This is a genomic window from Streptomyces sp. NPDC102514, from assembly GCF_055584525.1.
The window spans coordinates 1,054,944-1,076,441 of sequence record NZ_JBVJLW010000001.1 but is presented as its reverse complement, the minus strand read 5'-3'; the positions used below and the strand labels follow the sequence as shown (position 1 = coordinate 1,076,441).

Sequence of the window (21,498 nt, the reverse complement as noted above, 5' to 3'; positions counted from 1 at the left end):
GTGGGCGCGAACCGTGAGCCCCGGACCGTACGGTCCGGGGCTCACGTGTTCCCTGCGGCGTCGCCGCAGAGGGCCCACCACGCACGCCGGGCGCCACCGCTCAGAGGCCGAGTTCGCTCAGCCGCTCCTCGTAGTCGAGGGCGGTGTCCTCCTCCTCGCGCGCGGGCTGGTCCCACATCCGGGTGAGTTCCGACTTCACCGTGGCGGGGAGAGCTTCGTAGCGGTCGCCCCAGGTCTCGGAGCCCGGCATCCAGTAGCCGACCACCTTGAACCGGTCGGCGGGCAGGCCGAGTTCCTTGCGCAGGTAACGACGTACGTCACGCAGCGCGTTGGTCTGCCCGGCGACCCACACGTACCCGCCGGTGAGGTCCGTGCCCGGCGGCACCTGCGAGGCGACGAGCTCCGCCAGCCGGCAGGGGCCGTGCCCGTTTCCGCCGTACTTCCAGGTCAGATGGTCCCCGGGGCGCAGTGACAGATCCTGACGTGAGCCGGCGCCCGGCACCTCCACCGCGATCCGGCTGCGCACCCCGTCCGGCGTCTGCTCCAACAGGCGTGCCAGCGCGGGCAGTCCGGTCAGGTCGGAGACGAGTACCTGTCGTTCGAGGTCGGCGGGCGGCCGGTAGAGGCCGGTCGGCGACGTGAGGCCGACCGGGTCGCCGGGGCGCGCCCCGAGCGCCCACTCCGACGCCACCCCGTGGTCGTGGCGCACGAAATCGATGTCGATCTCCCCCACGTCAGGGCGGACCGCCCGGATCGTGTACGTCCGCATCGGCGCGGTGGGACGGTCCTCGGGCGTCCGCCAGCCGCCGTCCGCCAAGGCCTGCGGCAGCGAGAGGTCGTGGCGGTCCGTGCCGTGCGGGAGGAAGAGCCGTACGTATTCGTCACCGACGCCGGTCGAGACGAAGTCGGCGAGGTCGCCGCCGCTCAGGGTGACACGCACCATGCTCTCGGAGAGCGTGACGACCCGGGCGACTTCGGCGTGGTGGATGGTCATGGGGTTCCTTCGTGAGGGACGGCGGAGGCGCGGACGGAGGCTGGGGAGGCGACGGGGTCGGGGGCAGCGACGGGGGCGGTGGGCGACGACGGGGGCGGTACATGTCCGGCGGCGGCCGACCAGAGGTCCGCGTACGTGCCGCCCGCCGCCGACAGTTCCTCATGGGTACCGAGTTCCGCCGTACGACCGTCGGCCAGCACGGCGACGAGGTCGGCGCGGCGGGCCTGGTGCAGATGGTGCGCGACGACCAGCGCGGTGCGGTCACGGGTGACGGACGCCAGCGCCTCGTGCAGTGCCGCGCGCGGTCCCGCGCCGGACTCGGCGGTCGCCTCGTCGAGGACCACCACCGGCGGATCCGCCAGCAGCACCCGGGCCAGGGCCAGGTGCTGCACCGCGGCCTCGTCGAGCGGGACGCCGTCGGCGCCGACCCGGGTGTCGAGACCGTCGGGCAGTTCGAACGCCCAGTGCGCGCCGCAGTCACGCAGGGCCGCGGCCAGCGCCTGACGCGAGGCGTCCGGGCGGGCGAGCCTGAGGTTGTCGGCCAGGGTCCCCCGGAACAGGTGTGTCTCCTGGGTGACCAGATAGGCGCCGCGGGCAGGGTCGGCCGGCGCCCCGCCGAGCAGGACCTCTCCGCCGTCCGGCGTCGTGAGGCCCGCGACCAGGTGCGCCAGCGTGCTCTTGCCCGAGCCGCTCGCGCCGACCAGCGCCATGGTCGTGCCCGGCGCGATACGCAGCGACACCTTGTCCAGCGCGGGCCGCCCGTCGTAGGCGTACGACACCTCGCGCACCTCCACTCCGGCGCCGGACGCGGAATCGGCGGGGTGCGATCCGGGAGCCGCCGGAGCCTGGGTGGTGAGGCCGACCAGGCGCGACAGACCGACCGTTGCCCGCTGGACGTCGTCGAGACTGCCCAGGACTGCGCCGATCGGCCCGAACAGCCGGTGGAAGGCCAGAGCTGCCGCGGTGGCCGTCCCCACGGTGATCTCCCCCGCCGAGAGGAGGGCGAACCCGGTCGCCAGGACGGCGGACAGGCCGAGGAACTCCGCCGCGTTGAGGCCGCCGACGAAGGCGTTGCGCAGCCGCACGCCGTCGCGCTGGCGCCCGATGGCCCGTTCACTGCGCTCGGCGACCGTGGCGAGGACCCGCTCCTGGTCGCGGTAGGCGCGTACGGTGTCCGCGCCGTGCACCGCTTCCAGTACGGACTGGCCGCGTTCCGACTCCAGCAGCCGGATGTCGCGGTAGACGGGCCGGGAACGCGTCAGGAACCTGCGTGTGACGTAGAGGTGCACGGGCAGGCCGATCAGCCCGGCCAGCGCCAGCCGTGGGTCCAGGACGGCGAGCGCGACGACCGTCAAGGCGATGGCCAGCGCGCTGTCGAGGAGGTCCGGCAGGAGATCGGAGGCGGCCTCGGAGACCGATTCGACGTCCCGGGTGACCCGGGAGACCACGTCGGAGGTGCCCGAAGCCTCGATTCGCGAGGGCGGCAGCCGCAGCGCCGCCGCGAAGGCGTCCTCGCGCAGCCCGGCCAGCGTGGCCTGGGTGACGGTGGTGAGCAGTCGTCCGCCGAGCAGGCCGAGCAGCGCCGCCACGGCGGTGGCCAGCCCCAACGCGGCTCCGAGGGCGACGACGTGGATGACTCCGGCGTCGTCGAGGACGGCGTCCACGATCGCGCCGAGCAGGGGCGGCGCCGTCACCGCTGCCGCCGCGGCGGCGGTGAGTGCGACCGCGGCCGACCCGGCACGCGCCCAGTGCGAGCGCAGCCGCCGCAGTGTCTCCCGGCGGGTGAGCCGGGCCTCGGCCACCGGAAGCACGGCGGGAGAGGGGGGTGTCATCGGCGGACCTCCGGAGCACCGGGTACGGGTGTGGGCACGGATGTGGCCTCGGCGGGGGCGCTCAGGTCGACGACCCGGTCGCATGCGGCCAGCAGCAGCGGGCTGGTGGTGAGGAGCAGGACGGCGCTGTCGGTCCGCCGCAGCCGGTGCGCCACCCGCTGTTCGGTGACGGGGTCGAGAGCGCTGGTGGGATCGTCGAGGACGACGACGGGCGCGCCGCTGTGCAGGGCGCGGGCCAGCAGGAGCCGTTGGCGCTGGCCGCCCGACAGGTGCCGGCCGCGCTCGCCGACCCCGCCATGGCCCGCGTCGCGCTGCTCGAACAGGTCGTCGAGCAGCGCGGCCCGCAGGACGTCGGCGTCGGGTTCGCCGCCGTCCGGGCGTACGTTGGCACGCAGGCTGCCGGAGAACACCGTGGCGTGGTGCGGCGGGGAGACGACGTGGGCGCGTACGGCATCGGGGCCGAGGTCGACGGCGTCGGTGCCCGCGACGACGACCTCCCCGCGCGGCAGCGGCAGCCGGTATCCCAGCCGGTCGCTCACCTCCCTTGCGTGGGACGGCCGTTCGGGGACGATGCCGACCATCTCGCCGACGCGCAGCCGCACGACAGGGCCGCTGGGGCCTGACGGGGTCCAGCACAGAGCGGCGGCGGCACGCTCGTCCAGGGCGCCGAGATGGTTGGGGTCGTCGGGGTCGTCCGCGGCACGGTCCGGCGCGAGGGCTTGCGCGGGAATGAGCGCGGGCCGGTCCAGGAGGTCGGCCAGCCGACGCGCGGAAGCCCGCTTGTGCGCCCAGTTCGCCGAGAACGTACCGACGTGCGCGAGGGCGCCCTGGAGGTACTGGGCCAGCCCCAGCACGGTGACCAACTGCCCCACCGTGAGGTGTCCGCGCAGGGCCAGCCAGCCGGAGGCGGTCGCCAGCAGGGCCAGGAACAGCCCGGACAACAACCTGCTGACAGCGCTGTACGTGACCACGGCGCCCGCCGCCGCCACCGCCCCCGCGCGGGAGGCCTCGCTGGCCACGCGGTAGCGGCGGTCCGCCTCGTCGCGGGCGTGCATCCCGGTGAGGACCCGCAGTCCGGTGATCATGTCGGTGGCGACCTCTCCGGCCTCCGCCGCCGCCCGCTGTTCGGCCAGCCCGCGCGCCTCCAGCGGCATCGACACCCGCCGCATCAGCAGCAGGACGGCGACCGCTCCGACGACCACGGCGGCGGCCAGCGGTGCGGAGATCAGAAGGAGGGCGACGGAGGCGGTGAGTACGGCGGTGACGGTCGAGGCCTGCTGCACGACGCTCCAGGAGACCCCGGCGACCCGGTAGGTGTCGGAGGAGACGAGGGACAGCGTCTCGCCGGGACCGGGGCGCTCGCGCAGGCCGTGCGGGTCGAGGACCCGGCGCAGGGCCCGCTGCCTCAGGGCGTGTTCGCCGTGTCCGTAGACGCTCACCATGGCGGCCGAGGCCCGCTGCCACGACCAGGACAGCAGGACGAACGTGGCCGCCAGTACGGCGAGCCAGCCGGCCAGCGCGGTCGGGTCGCCGGGGGCCAGGGCACGGTCCACCACCACGCCGACGAGCACCGGGATCAGTGCCTCGCAGGCCTCGTGGGCCATGAACGCGAAGGTGGTCAGGACCAGCAGCCGGGCCCGCCCCTGGTGCAGCAGCGCGAGGCGGTAGAGCGCGGAGACGGTGCTGCCGGAGGAGGTGGCAGTGGTGGAGGAGGTGCCGTCGGGAGTGGCAGTGGTGGAGGTGGGGGCGGACGTGGAGGCGGTGGTGGGCTTCTTCTTCATGTTCACGATCTGCGACTCGCGTACTGCCGGGCCAGCAGCCAGGCGAGGTAGACGCCGCCCACGCTGACCGTGACCACGCCGACGGGCAGGGTCACGCGCTGGGCGACATGGTCCGAGGCGACCAGGACGGCCGCGCCGGTGAGGGCGGTGGGGATGACCCGGAGGGAGCCCGCGGTGCGGGTCAGCCGCTGGGCGATCTGCGGGGCGGCGAGCGCGACGAACGCGATCGGTCCGGCGCAGGCCGTGACCAGGGCGGTCAGCGCCACCCCCACCACGGTCGCGGTGAGCCGGGTGCGGCGTGCGTCGACTCCGAGGGCCACCGCGATGTCGTCACCCATTTCCAGCTGTCCCAGGGGGCGCGCGACAAGAACCGCGCAGAGCATCAGGGGGACGAACACGACGAAGGCGGGCTTCAGTTGGGAGAACCCGAGATCACTCAGCGTGCCGGCGCCCCAGGTCGCGGCGAGCATGGCCTGCTGGGGGCTGACCGACAGCATCATCGTCGAGGTGAGGGAGCTGAGGAACGCCCCGACGGCGATGCCGACGATGATCAGCCGGAAGGGGTGCAGGCCCTTGCGGTACGCCAGCAGGTAGACGAGGAGCGCGCTGAGCGCCCCGCCGATCAGCGCGCCGGACGCGATGGCGAGATAGCCGGTGCTGCCCAGTACGAGCATGACGACACTGGCACCCGTGTACGAGCCGGCGGAGAAGCCGATCACGTCGGGGGAACCGAGGGGGTTCCTGGTGAGGGACTGGAAGATCGCCCCGCTCACCCCCAGTGCCGCCCCGCACAGGATGCCGAACAGCAGCCGGGGCAGCCGCCAGTCGACCACGACGAGCCGGTCGGCCGGTGCGGCGGCCGGATCGAGCAGGGCGGTGACGACCTGGGCCGGGGTGAGCGGGATCGAGCCGGTGCCCAGCGCGAGCACGCCCACCACGGAGGTCACCACGACGAGCAGGACGCAGACGACGACGGAGCGGTGGTCGATCCGCACCGAGAAGCGGCCCCCGGGCGAGGCCCAGGCCGAGCGGCGACGGCCGGTCCCGGCGGCACGCAGGAAGGAGGTCACAGAGAACTCACCTTCCGGCGGCGCACCAGCACCACCAGCAGGGGCGCGCCGACCAGCGCGGTGACCAGTCCGACCCGCAGTTCACCGTTGGGCAGGACGATCCGTCCGACGATGTCGGCGACCAGCAGGAACGAGGGGGCGACGAGCACGGTCAGCGGCAGGATCCACCGCTGGTCGGGCCCGACGAACCAGCGGACGGTGTGCGGGACCATCAGTCCGACGAAGGAGATCGGCCCGGCGACCGCTACGGCCGTTCCGGCCAGCAGGGTGATCGCGAGGACGACGCTCACCCGGGTCAGCGTCAGGCGGGTGCCCAGCGCGCGGGCCGAATCGTCGCCCAGGGCGAGCGCGTTGAGCGACCGCGCGGAGGCGAGGCCCAGCAGCACGCCGGTGCCGATGAGGGGCAGGGCGAGGGGCAGGATGTCGAGGCTGCGTCCGCCGATGGAACCGACGCCCCAGAACCGCATCACGTCGAGCGTGGCGGTGCTCTTCAGCACGAGGGCGGAGGTGATGCCGCTGCACACCGCGCTGAACGCGACGCCCGCCAGGGTCAGTTTCACGGGGCTGGCGCGGTCGGGCCCGATCGCGCCGAGGGCGTACACGAGGACGGTCAGGACGAACGCGCCGCCCAGCGCGAACCAGAGGAACTGGGAGGCACCGCCGATGCCGAGGACGGCCACGGCGAAGGTGACGGCCAGACTGGCACCGGAGTTGACCCCGAGGATGCCCGGGTCGGCCAGCGGGTTGCGGGTGAACGCCTGGATGAGGGCTCCGCTCAGTCCGAGGCAGACCCCGGCCAGCAGCCCGATCAGCGTGCGGGGGACGCGCAGTTCCCGCACCATCAGATGCTCGTCGGAGTTGTCGAAGTGGAACAGCGCGTCCCAGACCGTGCCGGGCGCGATGGTGCGCGCCCCGACCATGACGCTGAGGACGGCGGTCGCGAGCAGCAGCGCCACGCAGACCAGCAGGAGCAGCGGGCGGTGGCGCCCGGCCCGGGCCGCGACCGCGTCGGTGCGCGGTCGCGGCCCGCCGGGTGCCGGCGTCGGGGAGATGCCGCTCGGCGGCGGGGCGGGTGCGGTCTTCATGGTCTTCCTGGAGAGCACGGCACGGGGATCGGCGTACGGCGGTCAGGAACCGTCGTTGCCCTTGCCCGCGACGGCGTCCGCGAGCATCGGGACGTACCGCTTCAGGGCCCAGGGGATGGACAGCACGGACGGACCGCTGGTGGCCATGCCGAGCGTCGGGTCCTGGATGAAGGCGTACTGCTTGCCGGCCATCGGCGCCCAGCGGCCGAACACCTTGTCGTCGAGGGTGTACTTGACGTCCTTGGGGCCGTTGGCCCAGGCCACGAAGATGTCGGCTTCGATGGTGTCGAGCTTCTCCAGGCTCACCCCGCCGTACCAGTTGGTGCCTTCGACGGTGGACAGGATGTTGGACATGGACGGGGTGTTCTCGAAGCCGATCTCGGTCAGCAGCCGTACCCGGGCGTCGTAGTCGGTGTAGAGGCCGACCTCGGTCGCGCCGGAGGACAAGGCGGTTCCGTAGGTGAAGCTCTTGCCCTTGAACTCGGGGTGTTCCTCGGCGACCTGGGCGAGCTGTCCCTTCACGTCGGTGACGAGTGCCTTGGCCTTGTCCTTCTCACCGAGGGCGGTGCCGATGGTGGTGGTCATCTCCTGCCACGTACCGCCGTCCCACGCCTTCTTGAGGTAGGGAACGGTCGGGGCGATCTCGGACAGGCGCTTGTACTGGGTCTCGGTGATGCCGGAGTAGAGGCCCAGGATGAGGTCGGGCTTCAGGGAGAGGATCTGTTCGTAGTCGTACTCGCCGGAGTCGGCGTACTTCAGGACCGTGGGCAGGTCGTCGCCGTTCTTCTTCGCCTGGGCGCGGAACCAGGGCGTGTAGCCGTCCTTGTCGCCGCCCCACTGCTCGTCCACGCCGACCGGCGTGGTGCCGAGGGCCGCGGCGACGTCGAGCGACATCCAGCTGACCGCGACGACCCGCTTCGGCTTGGCCGGGATTTTCGTGCTGCCGTGGCCGTGCTTGAGCGTCACCGGGAAGTTCGCCGAGGCGGCCGTCTTCTCGGTGGTCCCGCTCGACGCCGTGCCGCCGCAGCCGGCCAGGACGAAGACCGCGCAGACGGCGAGGGCGAGGGCGCGCACCAGGGCGCCCGGACCGCTCGTGTGCCGGATCGGCAGGGACATGTCTCTCCTCGGATCTGTTGTGCCGGGTACCTCGCCCGGCGGCCGATACGGCTCCGACCAGGCAAAGTGAGGTAACCCTTACTTGTTGTGAACGCTAAGGGCCGCGAGGGCTGCCGTGGTGCGCGTTCCGGCCGTCCCGCGTCGCGGATCGGCCATCACGCGTCGGCGTTCTCGCCACTCCCCCGCGTGCCGCCGCGTACGTACACCGTCGGGCTCATGCCGCACACCCGGCGGAAGGCGGCGGAGAACGCGCTGGTGGTGGAGTACCCGCAGCGGTGGGCGACGAGGTTGACGGAGTGGCCGCCGGCCAGCAGTCCGGTCGCGGCGGACATCCGTACCAGGGAGCGCCAGCGGGTGAAGGGCATGCCGATGTCGTCCCCGAAGGCGCGAGCCACGGTCCGTACGCTCAGCGCGTGCCGGGCCGCCCATTCCTCCAGGGACGTGTCGCTCTCGGGAGCGCGCATCACATCCTCGGCGAGCGCCCGGATGCGCCAGTCCCGGGGCACGGGCACGCCGATCGCCGGGGACGGGTCCGTCTCCAGCATGTCGATCAGGACGCGCTGGGTGCGCAGTCGCAGGTCGTCGGGCATCGAGGTGACATCGAGGTGGATCAGCATCTCGCGCAGCGCCCGGCCGATCCGCAGCGGTGTGACGGACCGCCAGCGCGAGGGGGCGGCCGTGACGGTGACGTAGGTGTAGCAGCCGATGCCGCCCGGCTCGACGGAGGACGCGTGCGCGGTGCCGGGCGGCAGCCAGAGGCCCTGGCCGGGGACGAGTCGCCGCATCGCGTCGCGGGTGTGGACCAGGACGGTCCCCGAGTGCGACCAGGCCACCATCGGGTCGGCGTGGGTGTGCACGTTCCGCAGGGAGGGCCCGTACGGCGCCGATCCGTCGAGGACGGCGGTGGTCAGGAGATAGGGCGCGCCGACGACGGGACCTCCGTCGACCGGCTCGTCCCAGTCAAGGTCGGCCGGTGCCTGCGCGTCCCGCCGGGCGGGGAGAAGGAGTGTCGACGACATTTCCTTAGGTTAGCCTCACCTAATTTCTACCTGCTTCCGGGTCCAGCCAGAGGGGCCTTACACCCCCGCCTGGCCGTCCTCACGACGGTGGCGGCGTCCGAGGACTCCGCGTCCGGGGCCGGTGACTCCGTCGGGCGACTGGTGAGCGGCTACAGCCACGCGTTCTTCGTCACCGCCGGGTTCTGCGCCGTCGTCGCGGTCGTCGCGGCCCTGATCGCCCCCGGCGCCCCGAAAGCCCCTGCCGGTGGCCGCCCCGAGATCGGTGACGCCGCGCGGGATGCCGTGGACGCGCGCGCCGGTGCCACGGGGGACACGACCGCACCGGCGTGAGCCCGGCTGAGCTGAGAAGTTCCCGTGCCGTCAGCGGGCGCAGCCGCTGAGCCGGCTGGAGGCAGCCGCGATATCGGACCATGCCGACCTTCGCCACGCGTCGCCTCTCCCCCGTGCTCCGCACCGGCTCACTGCCGCTCCCAGTCCTCGTCCTCCCACAGCGTCACGCCGTGGGCCGCCAGCTGTTCGGGCAGGTCCGCCAGGGCGTCCACCTGCTCGATGTGGTGCACCCCTGCGCCCACCTCGCCGGTGTACACCGTGCGGGCGACGTGCGCCGCCACCAGTCCGGACACTCGGCTCTGCCCCTGCCCGGTGAGCGCCCGTACCGCGTGCCGATCGCCGTTGTGGGCGTCGGCGCGCAGCGCGAAGCCGTCGCCGCCCAGGTGGACCATGCCGAAGACCCGGGTGAACAGCCGCTGTTGGGCGGGCCGGTGGGTGCCGCGCAGCACTCCCAGCCGGCGCAGGCCGAAGAGCGCAGCCGTCAGCGGCCGGGAGTCCAGGCACAGCCGAGTCGTCGCCTGCGGTATGCCCAGGGTCTGCCGCACAGTGTGCTGGTCGGAGAAGGCGAACGGGTGGACGGTGCGTGTGCCGTATCCGGGCAGGGCCACCCGTTCCGGGCGGGCGGTGACCGGCTCGCTCAGCCCGGCGACGGTCCAGCGCACCGCGTCGGCCCCGTGCCGTTCCCCGGTCCCCAGCAACACCGTCAGATCCAGACTCCGGGCCCCACCTACCGCCTCGTGGGCGCGGCGGGCGAGCAGGCTGGTGAGGCCCGGAGCCACGCCGACGCTCAGCACGGCCGCCGCCCCGTCACCGGCGGCCTGCTCGTCGAGTGCGGCGACCTGGGAGAGCAGACGGTAGCTCGCCCCGACGTCCACGAGGTGGATACCGCGCTCCAGGCAGAGCCGGGCCGGACCGGCGTCCCGGGGCTCGACGCAGAGCACCACCACGCGTACGTCGGCCAGCTCGTCCAGGACCCTCCCCAGGCCGGGCACATCGCCGATGTCGACGCCCACACCGCCGAGCCGGCGAGCGCGGGCCTCGTCGCGTCCCGCGGGCACGACCCACCCCGGGAACCACTCCTCCAGCGTGCCGGTCACGGTCGCGCCGACGGCTCCGTACCCGCCGACGACGAGGATCCGGCCGGCCGGTGCGTCTCGATTCACTGTAGTCATACTCCAGTGAATAACACTGTAGTGTCACTACAGTCAAAATCTCCTCCGACCATTCGGAAGCCGTTTCCTCGGCACCCGTCCCCTCCCAGAGGTCGCACCCGTCCTCCCGGAACCAGAAAGGCAGGAAGCAAGGTGGCAGCGTCCCTGACGCGGGCCGAGAAGGCCCGCCGTACCCGGTCGCGCATGACCGAGACAGCCGCCCGGCTGTTCACCGAACGCGGCTGGACGGCCACCACCGTCGAGGACATCGCCCGCACCGCCGAAGTCGGCGTCCAGACCGTCTACTTCACCTTCGGCACCAAACGCGCCCTGCTCACCGAGGTCCTGGACATCGCCATCGCCGGCGACCCTGACCCGCTGACCACTCTTCAGCGTCCGTGGGCCCGCGCCGTCCTGGACGAGCCCGACCCGGCCGCCCAGCTCCGCCTCCAGGCCGCGGGCGCCTGTGCCATCCTGCGTCGCGCCGCGCCGCTGCTGGAGGTGGTGCGCAGCGCGGCACCCTCCGAGCCGGAACTCGCCCAGCTCTGGCAGACCAACCTCGAACAGCGGCACACGGTGCAGCTCAATTTCGCCGAGGCCCTCGTGCTCAAGACCGCGGCCGGGCTGCGCGACGGCCACGACGCCGCGTCGGCCGCCGACATCGCGCTGACCGTGCTCGGCCCGGAGACCTACACCCCGCTCACCGCGGGCCGCGGCTGGACACCGGAACGCTGGCAGCACTGGTCCGCCGACTGCCTGGTGCGCCAACTGCTGCCCTGACGTGCCGCGTTGTCTCACACCACCGGCGCAGGTCGAGTACGTTCACTCGGCCTGCGCCGGACGTTGTGCGAGGTGGCCGCGCGGTCACCGATACCGGCGGTCGTTACGCGGGGTCGAGGCGGGAGATGTTGCCGTTGCTGGCGAGCACATACAATTCCTTGTCGCAGCCCTGGACGAACGACACCACTTCGCCGGCGCTGACCCCGAGGTCGCTCACACCGGTGACCTTGCCGTTCTCCATCTGCAGCGTACGAACGGTTCCGTCGCAGTAGTCACTGAAGACGTAGTGCCCCTTGAGGTCCGGGATCTCGTCGCCGCGATAGACGTATCCGCCGGTCACCGAGCACCCCAGGCCGCTGCGGTCGTACTCGTGGACCGGCGGCACGTGGTTCGCGGGCTCCGTGCCGCCCCGGAAGGCGTGGTTGCCCTCCATCTGGGACCATCCGTAGTTCTCGCCGCCGTCGCTGTCGGCCGGGGCCCAGTCGATCTCTTCCCAGTCGCTCTGCCCGACGTCACCGATCAGCAGATCACCCGTGCCCTCGTCGAAGGAGAACCGCCACGGGTTGCGCAGCCCGTACGCCCAGATCTCGTCCTTCGCGTTCGGATCGTTCACGAACGGGTTGTCCGGCGGAATCGCGTACGGCTCGCCGCCCTGCGGATCGATCCGCAGCAGCTTGCCGAGCAGCGTGCCGAGGTTCTGCCCGTTCTTCTGAGGGTCGCCACCTGAGCCGCCGTCACCGAGGGCGATGTAGAGGTATCCGTCGGGGCCGAACTTGATGTCGCCGCCGTTGTGGTTCGAGTAGGGCTGCGTCTGGGTGAGGACCGTACGCCGGGTGTCCGGCTGGATCCTGCCGTCCTGAACGGCGAACTCGTCCACCGTGCTGGTGCCTTCGAGGTTCGTGAACGAGATGTAGAAGTGCGTGAACTCATTGTCGAAAGCGATGCCCAGCAAGCCTCGTTCGCCATCCGTCGTGGTCTCGGCGGACACGTCGAGGACGGGTTGGCCGAGGCCCTGATCATCCAAGGCCCTTACGGTTCCGGCGCGTTCGGCTATCCAGACCGTGCCGTCGGGGCCGGCCGCGCCGGCTGTCGGACTCTGGGCCATGGTCAGTGTCGTGAGCGCGACCGTCCCGGCCCGCGCCGGTGATACGGATTCATCGGCGGACGCTGTGGTCAGGGCCAGGGAGGCGACGAGGCAGAGGGTGCCGACGATCGCCGAGCTTCTGGTGCGGACTTTCACCGTGATCCTCCTGGAGGCGGCGCGGTAGGTCACGCGGCCACTGGGCAGAGTGCGGTGGGGATCAGCCCGTGACGGCGCGCGACCTGCGTGGGGGGATGGTGCACTGCTGTCTGCTGTCCACGTATGAGGATACTGGGGTAACTGTGGTTTGCGGAGGCGAAAACTGCCCGCATTAAATCGGCGGGCCCGCGACGGGCACCGACCGACAGAACCCGTGTCGCCGGCCTCCGCACACGCGGTGGACCCCGCAGGCACTGCCTCCAAGGCGTCGGCCGCTCCAGTGAGCAGCCTCAACTCATCGACGGTCTCGGCTTCTACCGGTCACGCGACGGGCGGGTTGAACCGGGAGTAGTTCTGGAGTTCCCACTGCAGCGGGCTTGCGTTGTTGATCTGCACCACGGTGTCGATCTCGAACTCCACGACGCGCAGAGCCCCTTCGTACGCCGCGGCGCTGCGGGGATCCCAGTCGATCCGGCCGGTGCCGGTGAGTTGCAGGGTGTGGCCCCGCTCCCAGTCGAGGAACAGCAGGCCGGACGCGGGGGCGAGGTGCAGATTGCCCAGGGTCATGTAGAACTGGTTGCCGGTGTAGTCGGGCCAGCGCAGTGTGCGGGGCCCCGCGACGGTGACGAAGCCCGGCATGCCGCCGCGGTGTGACGCGTCGGCGCCGTGCTCGGCGGTCTGGCTGGCGATGAAGAAGGTGTCGGCCTGCTCGATCCACCGCTGCTGGACGTCGCTGAGTTCCTTGCCGGTACGGGCTTCCCCGGCCGGCGTGGCATCGGCGGACTCGGTGATGACGCGGTTCTGCAGGTACTTCGGGCAGTTGCCGAACACCTGCCCGGTGGTCATCCGCAGGCCGTCGCCGTCGCGTACGGCCACGCCGTTGGCGCGGATACGGCGCTGGGTCTGCGGATGCAGGGCGAGCACGCCGATGGCGCGTTCCTCATCGAAGGCGTGGTGGAGCGGATCGCCGGGAGCGGGCAGTGCATGGATGTCGAGGGTTCGGCCGTCCACGGGCCGGGCGAAACCGGGAGGTCCCGTCACGATCGTCGACCAGACGGCGCCGGTGTCGTCGGCGGCTCCGAGGACCAGCATCTGCTGGGCCCGGATGAAGGGGTGGAACCCGTGCGGGATGTCCGGGCCGAACATGGGCGATCCCCAGCCGGGGCCGCCCTCCTGAGCCTTTCGCTGGACCGCCTGCTCACCGCGGTGTTCTGCGCGCAGTGTCACGAGATGCCTCCTTGATCAGCGTGCGAGCAGGTCGGGCAACTCGCCGAGGACCTGCTCGAAAACGGAAGGGTCGTCCAGGACGCGCGCCACCACCAGGGCGCCCTCGATACGGACGAGGGCGGCACGCGCCCGAAGCTCGGCGTCCTGTTCGGCCGCACCGGCCCTGATGGCAGCACCGGCCATGGCCTGGAGCCACGCCCGGGCGAGCCGGGCGGCGTGGGCCCTGATCTCCTGCGGCGCCCCGATCAGCGTCATCGTGTCGAGGACACAGGCCATGCGACCGTCCTTGTAGACGAGCGCCATACGCCGTGCCATCTCGGCAACACCTTCGGCGGCGTCCGGCGCCGAAGCGAGCAGCTCGAAGATCTCGCCGAAATGGGCCTCCATGCTCGTGAGGACGGCAGCCGCCATGGCGGGCTTGCCGTCCGGGAAGCGGTGATAGAGGCTCGCGCGCTGCAGCCCTGTCGCCCGAGACAGGTCGGAGAGCGACGCTCCGGCATACCCGTTGGCCCGGAAGACCTCGGCAAGCCGGGCGTGCATCAGCTCATCGTCGACATGCGGCGTCCGTCCCATGCTCTTACTTTACCGAACGTTCGGTAAAAAGGAAAGTTCGAGGTTCCCCGCCCCGGGAACGCACGCGTCATGACCGAGCCGGGAGTGTCCCGCTTCCTGGCGATGTCAGTGCGCCGTGTCAGGCTGAAAGAGCCCGGCGGCGCCCATCACCTCGAAGCCGATGCTGCCGCCGGGCACCCTCGTCCACATCGAAACGGGGAGGAGACGGACCGCGGCGACGCCAGCGCGGGACACACTTTCGTACGACTCAGGCGCCGCCGCCCCACCGGCCACGCCCCGTTCGACGTCAGGTGTACCTGGCTACACCCGTGCAGTGGTGCGTGCTCACCTTCGGATGTACCGTCCGCCGGCATAGCGTTCACGTCATGTGGAAAACCACACGGCAGGCCTCGCGTGCCACCGCGCACCTTGCCCTCACGGCGGCCATGGCCTTCGGTCTGTATCTCTTCATCACAGTGTTGATCATCGCTGCCGTCGGCACCCTGGCCGTTGTCGGTGCCTGGATGCTGCCGGAGACAGTCCTGTTGATCCGTCGGATCGCCGGGGTGCGGCGTCGGCAGGTGGCATCGTGGACAGGCCGCGAGATCCCGGAAGCCTATTCACCGGTGACCGGGCCACTCCGCCGGCGCCTGCGGACCGTGACAAGGGATCCGAACACGTACACAGATCTCCGCTGGCTCGGTGCTCAGTACCTCTACAGCCCTCTTGTTCTGCTGGCGGTCCCGCTGTGGCCGCTCGGACTCGTGATCGACGGGATCTGGTGCGGGGCATTGCGCCGGAAGGCTTTCGTCCTGCCGCTCATCACTCGTCTCGCGGACACGGAGGCCCGCTGGTCGGAGGCCCTTCTCTCACCCTCTCCCGAGACCCGGCTCGCCGCCCGTGTGGCGGAGCTGACGCAGACGCGGGCCGGAGCGATCGCCGCTCACGGCGCCGAATTGCGCCGGATCGAACGCGACCTCCACGACGGCACCCAGGCCCGGCTGGTCGCTCTGTCCATGCGGATCGGTCTGGCGAAGCGGGCCTACGAACACGACCCCGAGACGGCCCGTCAGATGCTCGACGACGCACAGGACCTGACCGAGGAGGCACTGACGGAGCTGCGGCACGTCGTACGTGGCATCCACCCGCCGATCCTCACGGACCGGGGGCTGGTCGGCGCCGTCCGCGCCCTTGCGGCCGCCAGCGGGCTTCAGGTGACCGTGCGGGTCGACCGGCTGGACGATCCCGCTCTGCGGGCCCCCGCCGCCGTCGAGGCTGCCGCATACTTCGTAGTGGCTGAGGCTCTGACGAACGCGGCCAAGCACAGTGGGTCGCCGCGGGCTTCGGTCCACCTGACGCGCCTCAGCCGGGGTCTCGACGTCGTGATCCGGGACGAGGGCAGTGGCGGCGCCGACGAAAGCGGCGGCACCGGCCTTACGGGTATACGACGTCGTGTTGCCGCCTTGGACGGCACAGTGACCGTGACCAGCCCCGTCGGGGGCCCGACCCTCATTGCCGTGGAGCTGCCGTGCGTGTGGTGATCGCCGAGGACAACGCCCTTCTCAGGGAGGGGATCGTCCTGCTGCTGAGGTCCGCCGGCCACGAGGTGGTGGCTGTCGTGGGCAGTGGACCCGAGATCCTTCCGGCGTTGCTCGAACACCGCCCGGACGCCGCTGTCCTCGACGTGCGGATGCCTCCGGACTTCCGTGACGAGGGGCTGCGTGCCGCACGCGAGGCGCGGGAGAAGATTCCGGGTCTGCCCGTGCTGGTGCTGTCGCAGTATGTCGAGGAGTCGTACGCCAGTGAGCTGCTTCAGGGCGGTGCCAGTGGTGTGGGGTATCTGCTCAAGGATCGCGTCGGTCGGGTCGACGAGTTCCTCGACGCGCTGGAACGCGTCGCCGCCGGTGGTACCGCTCTCGACCCCGAGGTGGTCTCGGAGCTGCTGACCCACCGGCGTGACACGCCGCTGGACTCCCTCACGCCCCGCGAGCGCGAGGTGCTCAAGTTGATGGCCGAGGGCCATGACAACGGCACCATCGCCAAGTTGCTGGTCGTCACCGAGCGCGCGGTGAGCAAGCACATCGGCAACGTCTTCCTGAAGCTCGGCCTGCCTCCGAGCGACAGCGGGCACCGCAGGGTTCTGGCTGTCCTCGCCCATCTGAACGCTCCACGCGCCTAGGCACTGTCCGGCGGATCACGTAAATATGAACCGCAAGGGCCGTCGTGCCGGCGCCGGCTGGTACGGCAGCCCCTTCAGTTCCTACGGATGCGGCGAGCCTTGGCAACGAGTCTGCGAGGCAGCCTCGGACCCGCACATGCATAGTCGATCAGCAGGTCCCGGTAGGCGGTGTTCGCGAGATCCGGCGCCAGGGTGATCAGGGCAGTCAGATCGTCGGGCGAGCCGGAAAGGCGTGCGCGGTAGGCGGCACTCGCCGCGCGCAGGGTGACTTCGTGAGGCTCGTATTCCAGGCCCTGATCGGCGAGGCTTGCGGCTGCGGCGAAGTCGCCCTGCTCGGCGCGCACATCGGCTAGGTCCAGGTAGAGGGACCAGTTGGCGGACTCTAGGACCAGGGCGCTTTCGAAGGCAGCAGCAGTCTGATCCAGGTCGCCGATCACACGCCATGTTGCTGCCCGTGCGACTGCTGTCCACATGACCCGAACGACGGCATCGGCACGGTCGCACAGCGCAAAGGACAGTTCGTACCGGCCGCAGGCCCGGGGCAGCCGGGCCATGGCGGCCAGCGACTCCGGCTCGGGATCCCGCTCGGACACCATGTCGAGGGCATGGAACCAGGGCGCGAACCGTTCCCACATCTCGTCGGAGTCCAGGTCGTGACCGTGGTCCAACGTCCGCAGACACGCCTCGGCCAGTGCCGCAGCACTCACCGCGCCGAGAAAGCGCGCATCACCGAACCAGGGAGCAGCGCCCCATGCCACGTCGGGCCGCACACCCGTGACCGAACCAAGGGCCATCACCGCGTCGTCCATGTCCCCGTCGAGGAACAAGAAGTACGCCTGCGCCAGCACAGCGCTCAAGGAGCCGTCCTCCCCAAGGCTCTCCTTCAGCTCCGAGCGTCGGTCTTGCCACAACTCGGCGAGGGCTGCATAGGGCTCGGGAGCTGCCGGTGCCGAGGCTATTGCTCCCACCAGAAGCTCCACGGCGCCCACCGGGCTTCCGCCGCAGTGCGCCATCACACCAGCGAGACTGACTCCCGCCGCCACTGACTGATTCGACATCGCCAGATAATACCCGTGACCAGGCACACAACAGCGACGATCAGATCAGGGGGAAGCCCTCTCTCAACGGCACCCCAGGTCCTGCCAGTTGCTGGCTCGTTAGTCCAGCATGGGGCGGGGTGACCTGACGAATGCTGAATGGGAGCGGCTGGAGCCGCACCTGCCGGTATCGGGACGGCACGGTGGGCGGTGGAACGACCACCGCAAGGTGATCGACGGGATTCTGTTCCGGGTCCGGACGGGCATACCGTGGCGGGATTTGCCCGAGCGTTTCGGCAGATGGAAGACCGTCTATGAACGGCATCGGCGCTGGTCCGCGGACGGCACGTGGGACCGGATCCTAGGAGCTGTCCAAGCGGAGGCCGATCTCGCGGGCCGGATCGACTGGAGCATAGTCAGTGTCGACTCGACATCATGCCGGGCCCATCAGCACGCGGCCGGGGCTCGAAAGAAGAAGCCGCGCGTCCCGAAAAGGACAACGCCCCGGAACCACCGCTCCGACGAAGGACTCGGACGGTCCCGGGGCGGTCTGACCTGCAAAATCCACCTTGCCGGTGAGGGTGGATGTCGACCGTTGGCCTTTTGGGTCACCCCCGGACAGTGGGGCGACGCCCCGCAGATGATCCAGGTCCTCGAACGCATCCGCGTTACCCGTCCGGAGGGCGGACGGCCGCGCACCCGGCCGGACCACCTCGGCGGCGACAAGGCATACAGCTCACGCCGCAATCGCCGTTACCTGCGAAGACGTCAGATCAAGCACACCATCCCAGAGCCGAGGGACCAGCGGGCCAACCGCAAGCGGCGCGGCAGCAAGGGCGGCAGGCCCGCCGGTTTCGACACCGAAATCTACAAACGCCGCAACGAGGTCGAGCGGACGATCAACCGGCTCAAGAACTCCCGGGCCGTCGCCACCCGCTATGACAAGAGGGCCTACGTCTTCCATGGCACCGTCACAGTTGCGGCGGTCCGCTTATGGCTCCGCCGGTGATCCGCCGGACAGCGCCTAGAGCGTGGAGCGTGGAGCGGACGCGGCCGTCCGATCAGTGATCCCTGACGCCATGCGGGGCCCCATTAGAAGGTCTAGGGCTGGTGGCCCCGGCCGAGAGCATGTTCTTTGAGGAATGCTCCCGCATGGGCCGCCGCCTCCTCCGCGGTCGTGTAGGCCGTCCCGTCGACGACCGTGCCGGATACCCCGTCAGCACCCTCACCTGTCCAGCTCCAGTCACCGGCAGCCGCCTGCACCAGCTCGGCGGTCCCTCCGAAGAGCGCGAGGCTGCGTCTGCCCGCTGCCGCGTGGGCCGGGCGGCTGACGGCGTCGGGCCACTTCTTGCGAGCACCCTGCCGGGTGATGCCCCAGACAGCTCCCAACTGCTCGTAGCTGGCGCCGTAGGAGCCGGCGGTGGTCGCCGCCTGCCCAGCCAGCCGCCTGACCTCGGCATCCATCACCTTCCAGGCAGCCAGGACCGACAGCGCCACTTCGACAGGAGCCGCTTCCCACATACGGTCCGCGGGCAGCCCCGTCTCACGGGACCGGATGGCCGAGGCCAGGGGATGCAAGGCGCCGTACAGGGCCTTGGCCAGCTCTACCTGCTCTTCTTCGGTGATCTCAGAGACCATCATGTGACAACCATAGTTACCAAGACGCTCAATGTAAACCAAAGTTTCCGCACCACTCCCCCGTCCCCACGGGATGTGGCGCGGTTGGAACAGCATCCGCTCAGCGCGGTTCCGACCAGCGGGCTGCCCATGAGGTCGGGCAACCCGCTGTCTTGAGTCAGCTGCCTCAGTGAAGTGAGACGGCCTGATGAGCGGGTTCTACGAGGGGCGGTTCGGGAGTGGGTACCTTGCGGTTGAGCTTCTCTCCCTCCACGTCGATGTCGGGGAGGATGCGGTCCAGCCAGCGGGGCAGTCGCCATCCCCTGTCTCCGAGCAGGGAGAGCGCGGCGGGCACCAGCATCATGCGGACGATGAACGCGTCGAAGAAGACAGCGATGGCCAGTCCGAAGCCGATCATCTTGACCATGGACTCGCCTGCGCCGATGAAGCCCGAGAAGACGGCCATCATGATGGCTGCCGCGGCCACGACGACCCGGGCGCTGTGCCGGAAGCCGGACACCACGGCCTCGCGCGGACCGTCCCCGTGCACGTACGCCTCGCGGATCCTGCTGACGAGGAACACCTCGTAGTCCATGGCCAGTCCGAAGACGATGCCCACCAGGAAGATCGGCATCATGCTCATGATCGGCCCGGTCTGTTCGACACCGAGGACGTCGGCGGCATGTCCTTGCTGGAAGACGAGAACGACGGAGCCGAGGGCAGCGAGCACCGAGAGCAGGAAGCCGGCCGCCGCCTTGACCGGGACGAGCAGGGATCGGAAGACCAGCAGCAGAAGGACGAACGCCAGGCCGACCACGACGATGAGGTACGGGACCAGCGCTGCCTGGACTTTCTCGGCGATGTCGATGTTGAGCGCCGTGGTGCCGGTGACCTCGAAGCTCGCCCCGTCGGCCTTGGCTTCGATGTCGGCGCGTTCTCCGCGGATCGTCTTGACGAGGTCCTTGGTCCTCGCATCGGTAGGACTGGTTGAGGGGGTGGCCGTGAAGACGGCGGTGTCCCCCGACTCGTTGTAGCGAGGCGCCGACACGGAAACCACACCTGCGGTGTCCTTGACGTCCCGCAGGACGGTGGCCACCGCCGCGTTCGGATCGTCCGCCGTCTTCGCGTCCACCACCACGGTCAGCGGACCGTTGAACCCGGGCCCGAAACCGTCGGCCAGGGCGTCGTAGGCCCTGCGCTCGGTCGTGGAGGTCGACTTGGCCTCGTCACCGGGCATGCCGAGTTGCAGGTCGAGTGCCGGGACGGCGATGGCGCCCAGGCCGACGACGCCGAGCAGCAGGAAGGGAACGGGGTGGCGTACGACGACGCTCGCCCAGCGGCTGCCGCCGTTGTGCCGCTTCTGCTGCTTGCGCTTGCTGCGCTTCGAGCCCTTGCGTACGCCCCGTGACAGTACGGCGTCGGGCCAGAATCCGAGCAGCGCGGGCACCGCGGTCAGGCATATCAGCACGGCGATCAGAACACCTCCGGCCGCGGCGAGCCCCATCTTGGTGAGCGTGGGAATGCCCACGACCGACAGACCGGCCAGTGCGATGACGACCGTCAAGCCGGCGAAAACCACGGACGATCCGGCTGTCCCGACCGCCAACCCCGCTGCGTCGCGGGGCACATGGCCCTTCGCGCGTTCTTCCCGGTACCGCGAGACGACGAAGAGCGCGTAGTCGATGCCACAGGCCAGGCCGAGCATGGTGGCCAGGGTGCCGGTCGTGCTCGTGAGCCCGAAAGCACTCGACAGGGCGGTGATCGCCGTCATGCTGATGCCGACCCCGAGGATCGCGGTGAGCAGCGGCAGTCCGGCCGCGGCCATCGAGCCGAAGGTGATCAGCAGCACGACAGCCGCTATCGCGATCCCGATGGCTTCCGCCGGTCCGCCGGCTTCGGTGGGGGTGGCCAGTGCGTCCCCGCCGACCTCGACGGTCAGCCCTGCCTGCTGCGCCTTCTTGATGGCGTCTTCCAGGTGGTCCTTGCCGGCGTCGGTGAGATCGTCCGCCTTGACTTCGAAACCGACCGTGGCGTACGCGGTGGTCGCGTCCTCACTGACGGCCTTCGCCCGGAACGGGTCGACCACACTGCTGACCTGTGGCCCGTCCGCCGCCTCGTCGACCAGCGATTCGACGGCCGCCTTGTTGTGCGTGGCGGTGATCTTCTCACCGGAGGGTGCCACGAAGACGATACGGGCCGTGGCGCCGTCCGCCGCGGTGCCGGGGAAGCGCTGCTCCATCAGGTCGAAGGCCTTCTGCGACTCGATGCCCGGCATCGTGAAGCCGTCGTCCGCCGCGGCGGGGGCCTTGGTCGCGGCAAAGCCGGTGACGCCGAGTACGGCCACCCACAACAGAGCGAAGAACCAGCGCCATCGGAAAGCCGCTCGACCCAGGTGATACAGGACAGTTGCCATGGCGGAAGAAGCCTCCAGAGGATGCGGATCAGGGAATGTCAGGTCAGACGAGACCGGGACTTCAGACGCTTCGCC

Annotated in this window: 19 protein-coding genes; 5 read left to right on the top strand and 14 right to left on the bottom strand. The window is 70.5% G+C overall.

Annotated features, from left to right (window positions below; genetic code table 11):
• Positions 1-100 precede the first annotated feature (100 nt).
• The 7 genes from ACZ60E_RS04820 to ACZ60E_RS04790 form a co-directional block, all read right to left on the bottom strand.
• A complete protein-coding gene (locus ACZ60E_RS04820) occupies positions 101-994 on the bottom strand; it encodes a siderophore-interacting protein (protein ID WP_469438102.1) in 894 nt (297 codons plus the stop codon).
• On the bottom strand, positions 991-2,826 hold the full coding sequence (locus tag ACZ60E_RS04815) for an ABC transporter ATP-binding protein (protein ID WP_469438099.1): 1,836 nt from the start codon (positions 2,824-2,826) through the stop codon (positions 991-993). Before ACZ60E_RS04815 ends, ACZ60E_RS04820 begins: the two co-directional genes overlap by 4 nt.
• Positions 2,823-4,607, bottom strand: a complete 1,785-nt coding sequence (locus ACZ60E_RS04810; RefSeq protein WP_469438097.1) for an ABC transporter transmembrane domain-containing protein — start codon at positions 4,605-4,607, stop codon at positions 2,823-2,825. The genes ACZ60E_RS04815 and ACZ60E_RS04810 overlap by 4 nt, the downstream gene beginning before the upstream one ends.
• Before the next feature lie 2 nt (positions 4,608-4,609).
• The gene (locus ACZ60E_RS04805; RefSeq protein WP_469438355.1) at positions 4,610-5,602 is read right to left on the bottom strand and encodes a FecCD family ABC transporter permease; all 993 of its coding nucleotides are present in this window, start codon (positions 5,600-5,602) and stop codon (positions 4,610-4,612) included.
• A gap of 71 nt (positions 5,603-5,673) precedes the next feature.
• Positions 5,674-6,762 (bottom strand): FecCD family ABC transporter permease, encoded by a 1,089-nt coding sequence (locus ACZ60E_RS04800; protein WP_469438095.1) that lies wholly within the window; start codon positions 6,760-6,762, stop codon positions 5,674-5,676.
• 42 nt (positions 6,763-6,804) lie between these two features.
• Positions 6,805-7,878, bottom strand: coding sequence for an ABC transporter substrate-binding protein (locus tag ACZ60E_RS04795; RefSeq protein ID WP_469438093.1), 1,074 nt, complete (start codon positions 7,876-7,878; stop codon positions 6,805-6,807).
• Between the two features lie 155 nt (positions 7,879-8,033).
• Positions 8,034-8,897 carry a helix-turn-helix domain-containing protein gene (locus tag ACZ60E_RS04790; protein ID WP_469438091.1) on the bottom strand — a complete coding sequence of 288 codons (864 nt, stop codon included), beginning with the start codon at positions 8,895-8,897 and terminating at the stop codon, positions 8,034-8,036.
• A gap of 87 nt (positions 8,898-8,984) precedes the next feature.
• Between ACZ60E_RS04790 and ACZ60E_RS04785 the strand changes: the two genes are divergently transcribed.
• The gene (locus ACZ60E_RS04785; protein WP_469438089.1) at positions 8,985-9,227 is read left to right on the top strand and encodes a hypothetical protein; all 243 of its coding nucleotides are present in this window, start codon (positions 8,985-8,987) and stop codon (positions 9,225-9,227) included.
• 128 nt (positions 9,228-9,355) lie between these two features.
• Here ACZ60E_RS04785 and ACZ60E_RS04780 read toward each other — a convergent pair whose 3' ends face one another.
• Positions 9,356-10,399: a saccharopine dehydrogenase family protein gene (locus ACZ60E_RS04780; RefSeq protein WP_469438087.1), complete on the bottom strand. Its 1,044-nt coding sequence runs from the start codon at positions 10,397-10,399 to the stop codon at positions 9,356-9,358.
• 183 nt (positions 10,400-10,582) lie between these two features.
• Here ACZ60E_RS04780 and ACZ60E_RS04775 point away from each other — a divergent pair, with 183 nt between their 5' ends.
• Positions 10,583-11,158 (top strand): TetR/AcrR family transcriptional regulator, encoded by a 576-nt coding sequence (locus tag ACZ60E_RS04775; protein WP_469438085.1) that lies wholly within the window; start codon positions 10,583-10,585, stop codon positions 11,156-11,158.
• Between the two features lie 103 nt (positions 11,159-11,261).
• Here the strand turns inward: ACZ60E_RS04775 and ACZ60E_RS04770 are convergent, their stop codons facing one another.
• The 3 genes from ACZ60E_RS04770 to ACZ60E_RS04760 all read right to left on the bottom strand — a co-directional run bounded on the left by ACZ60E_RS04770 (position 11,262) and on the right by ACZ60E_RS04760 (position 14,198).
• Positions 11,262-12,398, bottom strand: coding sequence for a PQQ-dependent sugar dehydrogenase (locus ACZ60E_RS04770; protein ID WP_469438083.1), 1,137 nt, complete (start codon positions 12,396-12,398; stop codon positions 11,262-11,264).
• Positions 12,399-12,719: 321 nt separating this feature from the next.
• The gene (locus ACZ60E_RS04765; protein ID WP_469438081.1) at positions 12,720-13,625 is read right to left on the bottom strand and encodes a pyridoxamine 5'-phosphate oxidase family protein; all 906 of its coding nucleotides are present in this window, start codon (positions 13,623-13,625) and stop codon (positions 12,720-12,722) included.
• Positions 13,626-13,640: 15 nt separating this feature from the next.
• Positions 13,641-14,198, bottom strand: coding sequence for a TetR/AcrR family transcriptional regulator (locus tag ACZ60E_RS04760; protein ID WP_469438078.1), 558 nt, complete (start codon positions 14,196-14,198; stop codon positions 13,641-13,643).
• Between the two features lie 365 nt (positions 14,199-14,563).
• Here ACZ60E_RS04760 and ACZ60E_RS04755 point away from each other — a divergent pair, with 365 nt between their 5' ends.
• Both ACZ60E_RS04755 and ACZ60E_RS04750 read left to right on the top strand, forming a co-directional pair.
• A complete protein-coding gene (locus ACZ60E_RS04755) occupies positions 14,564-15,718 on the top strand; it encodes a sensor histidine kinase (protein WP_469438076.1) in 1,155 nt (384 codons plus the stop codon).
• Positions 15,706-16,356 (top strand): response regulator transcription factor, encoded by a 651-nt coding sequence (locus ACZ60E_RS04750; RefSeq protein ID WP_469438074.1) that lies wholly within the window; start codon positions 15,706-15,708, stop codon positions 16,354-16,356. Before ACZ60E_RS04755 ends, ACZ60E_RS04750 begins: the two co-directional genes overlap by 13 nt.
• Positions 16,357-16,430: 74 nt before the next feature.
• On the opposite strand, the gene ACZ60E_RS04745 is transcribed toward ACZ60E_RS04750, so the two are convergent.
• Positions 16,431-17,399 carry a tetratricopeptide repeat protein gene (locus ACZ60E_RS04745; RefSeq protein ID WP_469438353.1) on the bottom strand — a complete coding sequence of 323 codons (969 nt, stop codon included), beginning with the start codon at positions 17,397-17,399 and terminating at the stop codon, positions 16,431-16,433.
• Between the two features lie 124 nt (positions 17,400-17,523).
• Between ACZ60E_RS04745 and ACZ60E_RS04740 the strand changes: the two genes are divergently transcribed.
• Positions 17,524-18,402: an IS5 family transposase gene (locus tag ACZ60E_RS04740; protein ID WP_469438071.1), complete on the top strand. Its 879-nt coding sequence runs from the start codon at positions 17,524-17,526 to the stop codon at positions 18,400-18,402.
• A gap of 92 nt (positions 18,403-18,494) precedes the next feature.
• Here ACZ60E_RS04740 and ACZ60E_RS04735 read toward each other — a convergent pair whose 3' ends face one another.
• Positions 18,495-19,034 carry a hypothetical protein gene (locus ACZ60E_RS04735; RefSeq protein ID WP_469438067.1) on the bottom strand — a complete coding sequence of 180 codons (540 nt, stop codon included), beginning with the start codon at positions 19,032-19,034 and terminating at the stop codon, positions 18,495-18,497.
• Positions 19,035-19,197: 163 nt separating this feature from the next.
• Complete coding sequence (locus tag ACZ60E_RS04730; protein WP_469438065.1) at positions 19,198-21,423, bottom strand: MMPL family transporter; 2,226 nt, start codon at positions 21,421-21,423, stop codon at positions 19,198-19,200.
• Between the last annotated feature and the right edge of the window lie 75 nt (positions 21,424-21,498).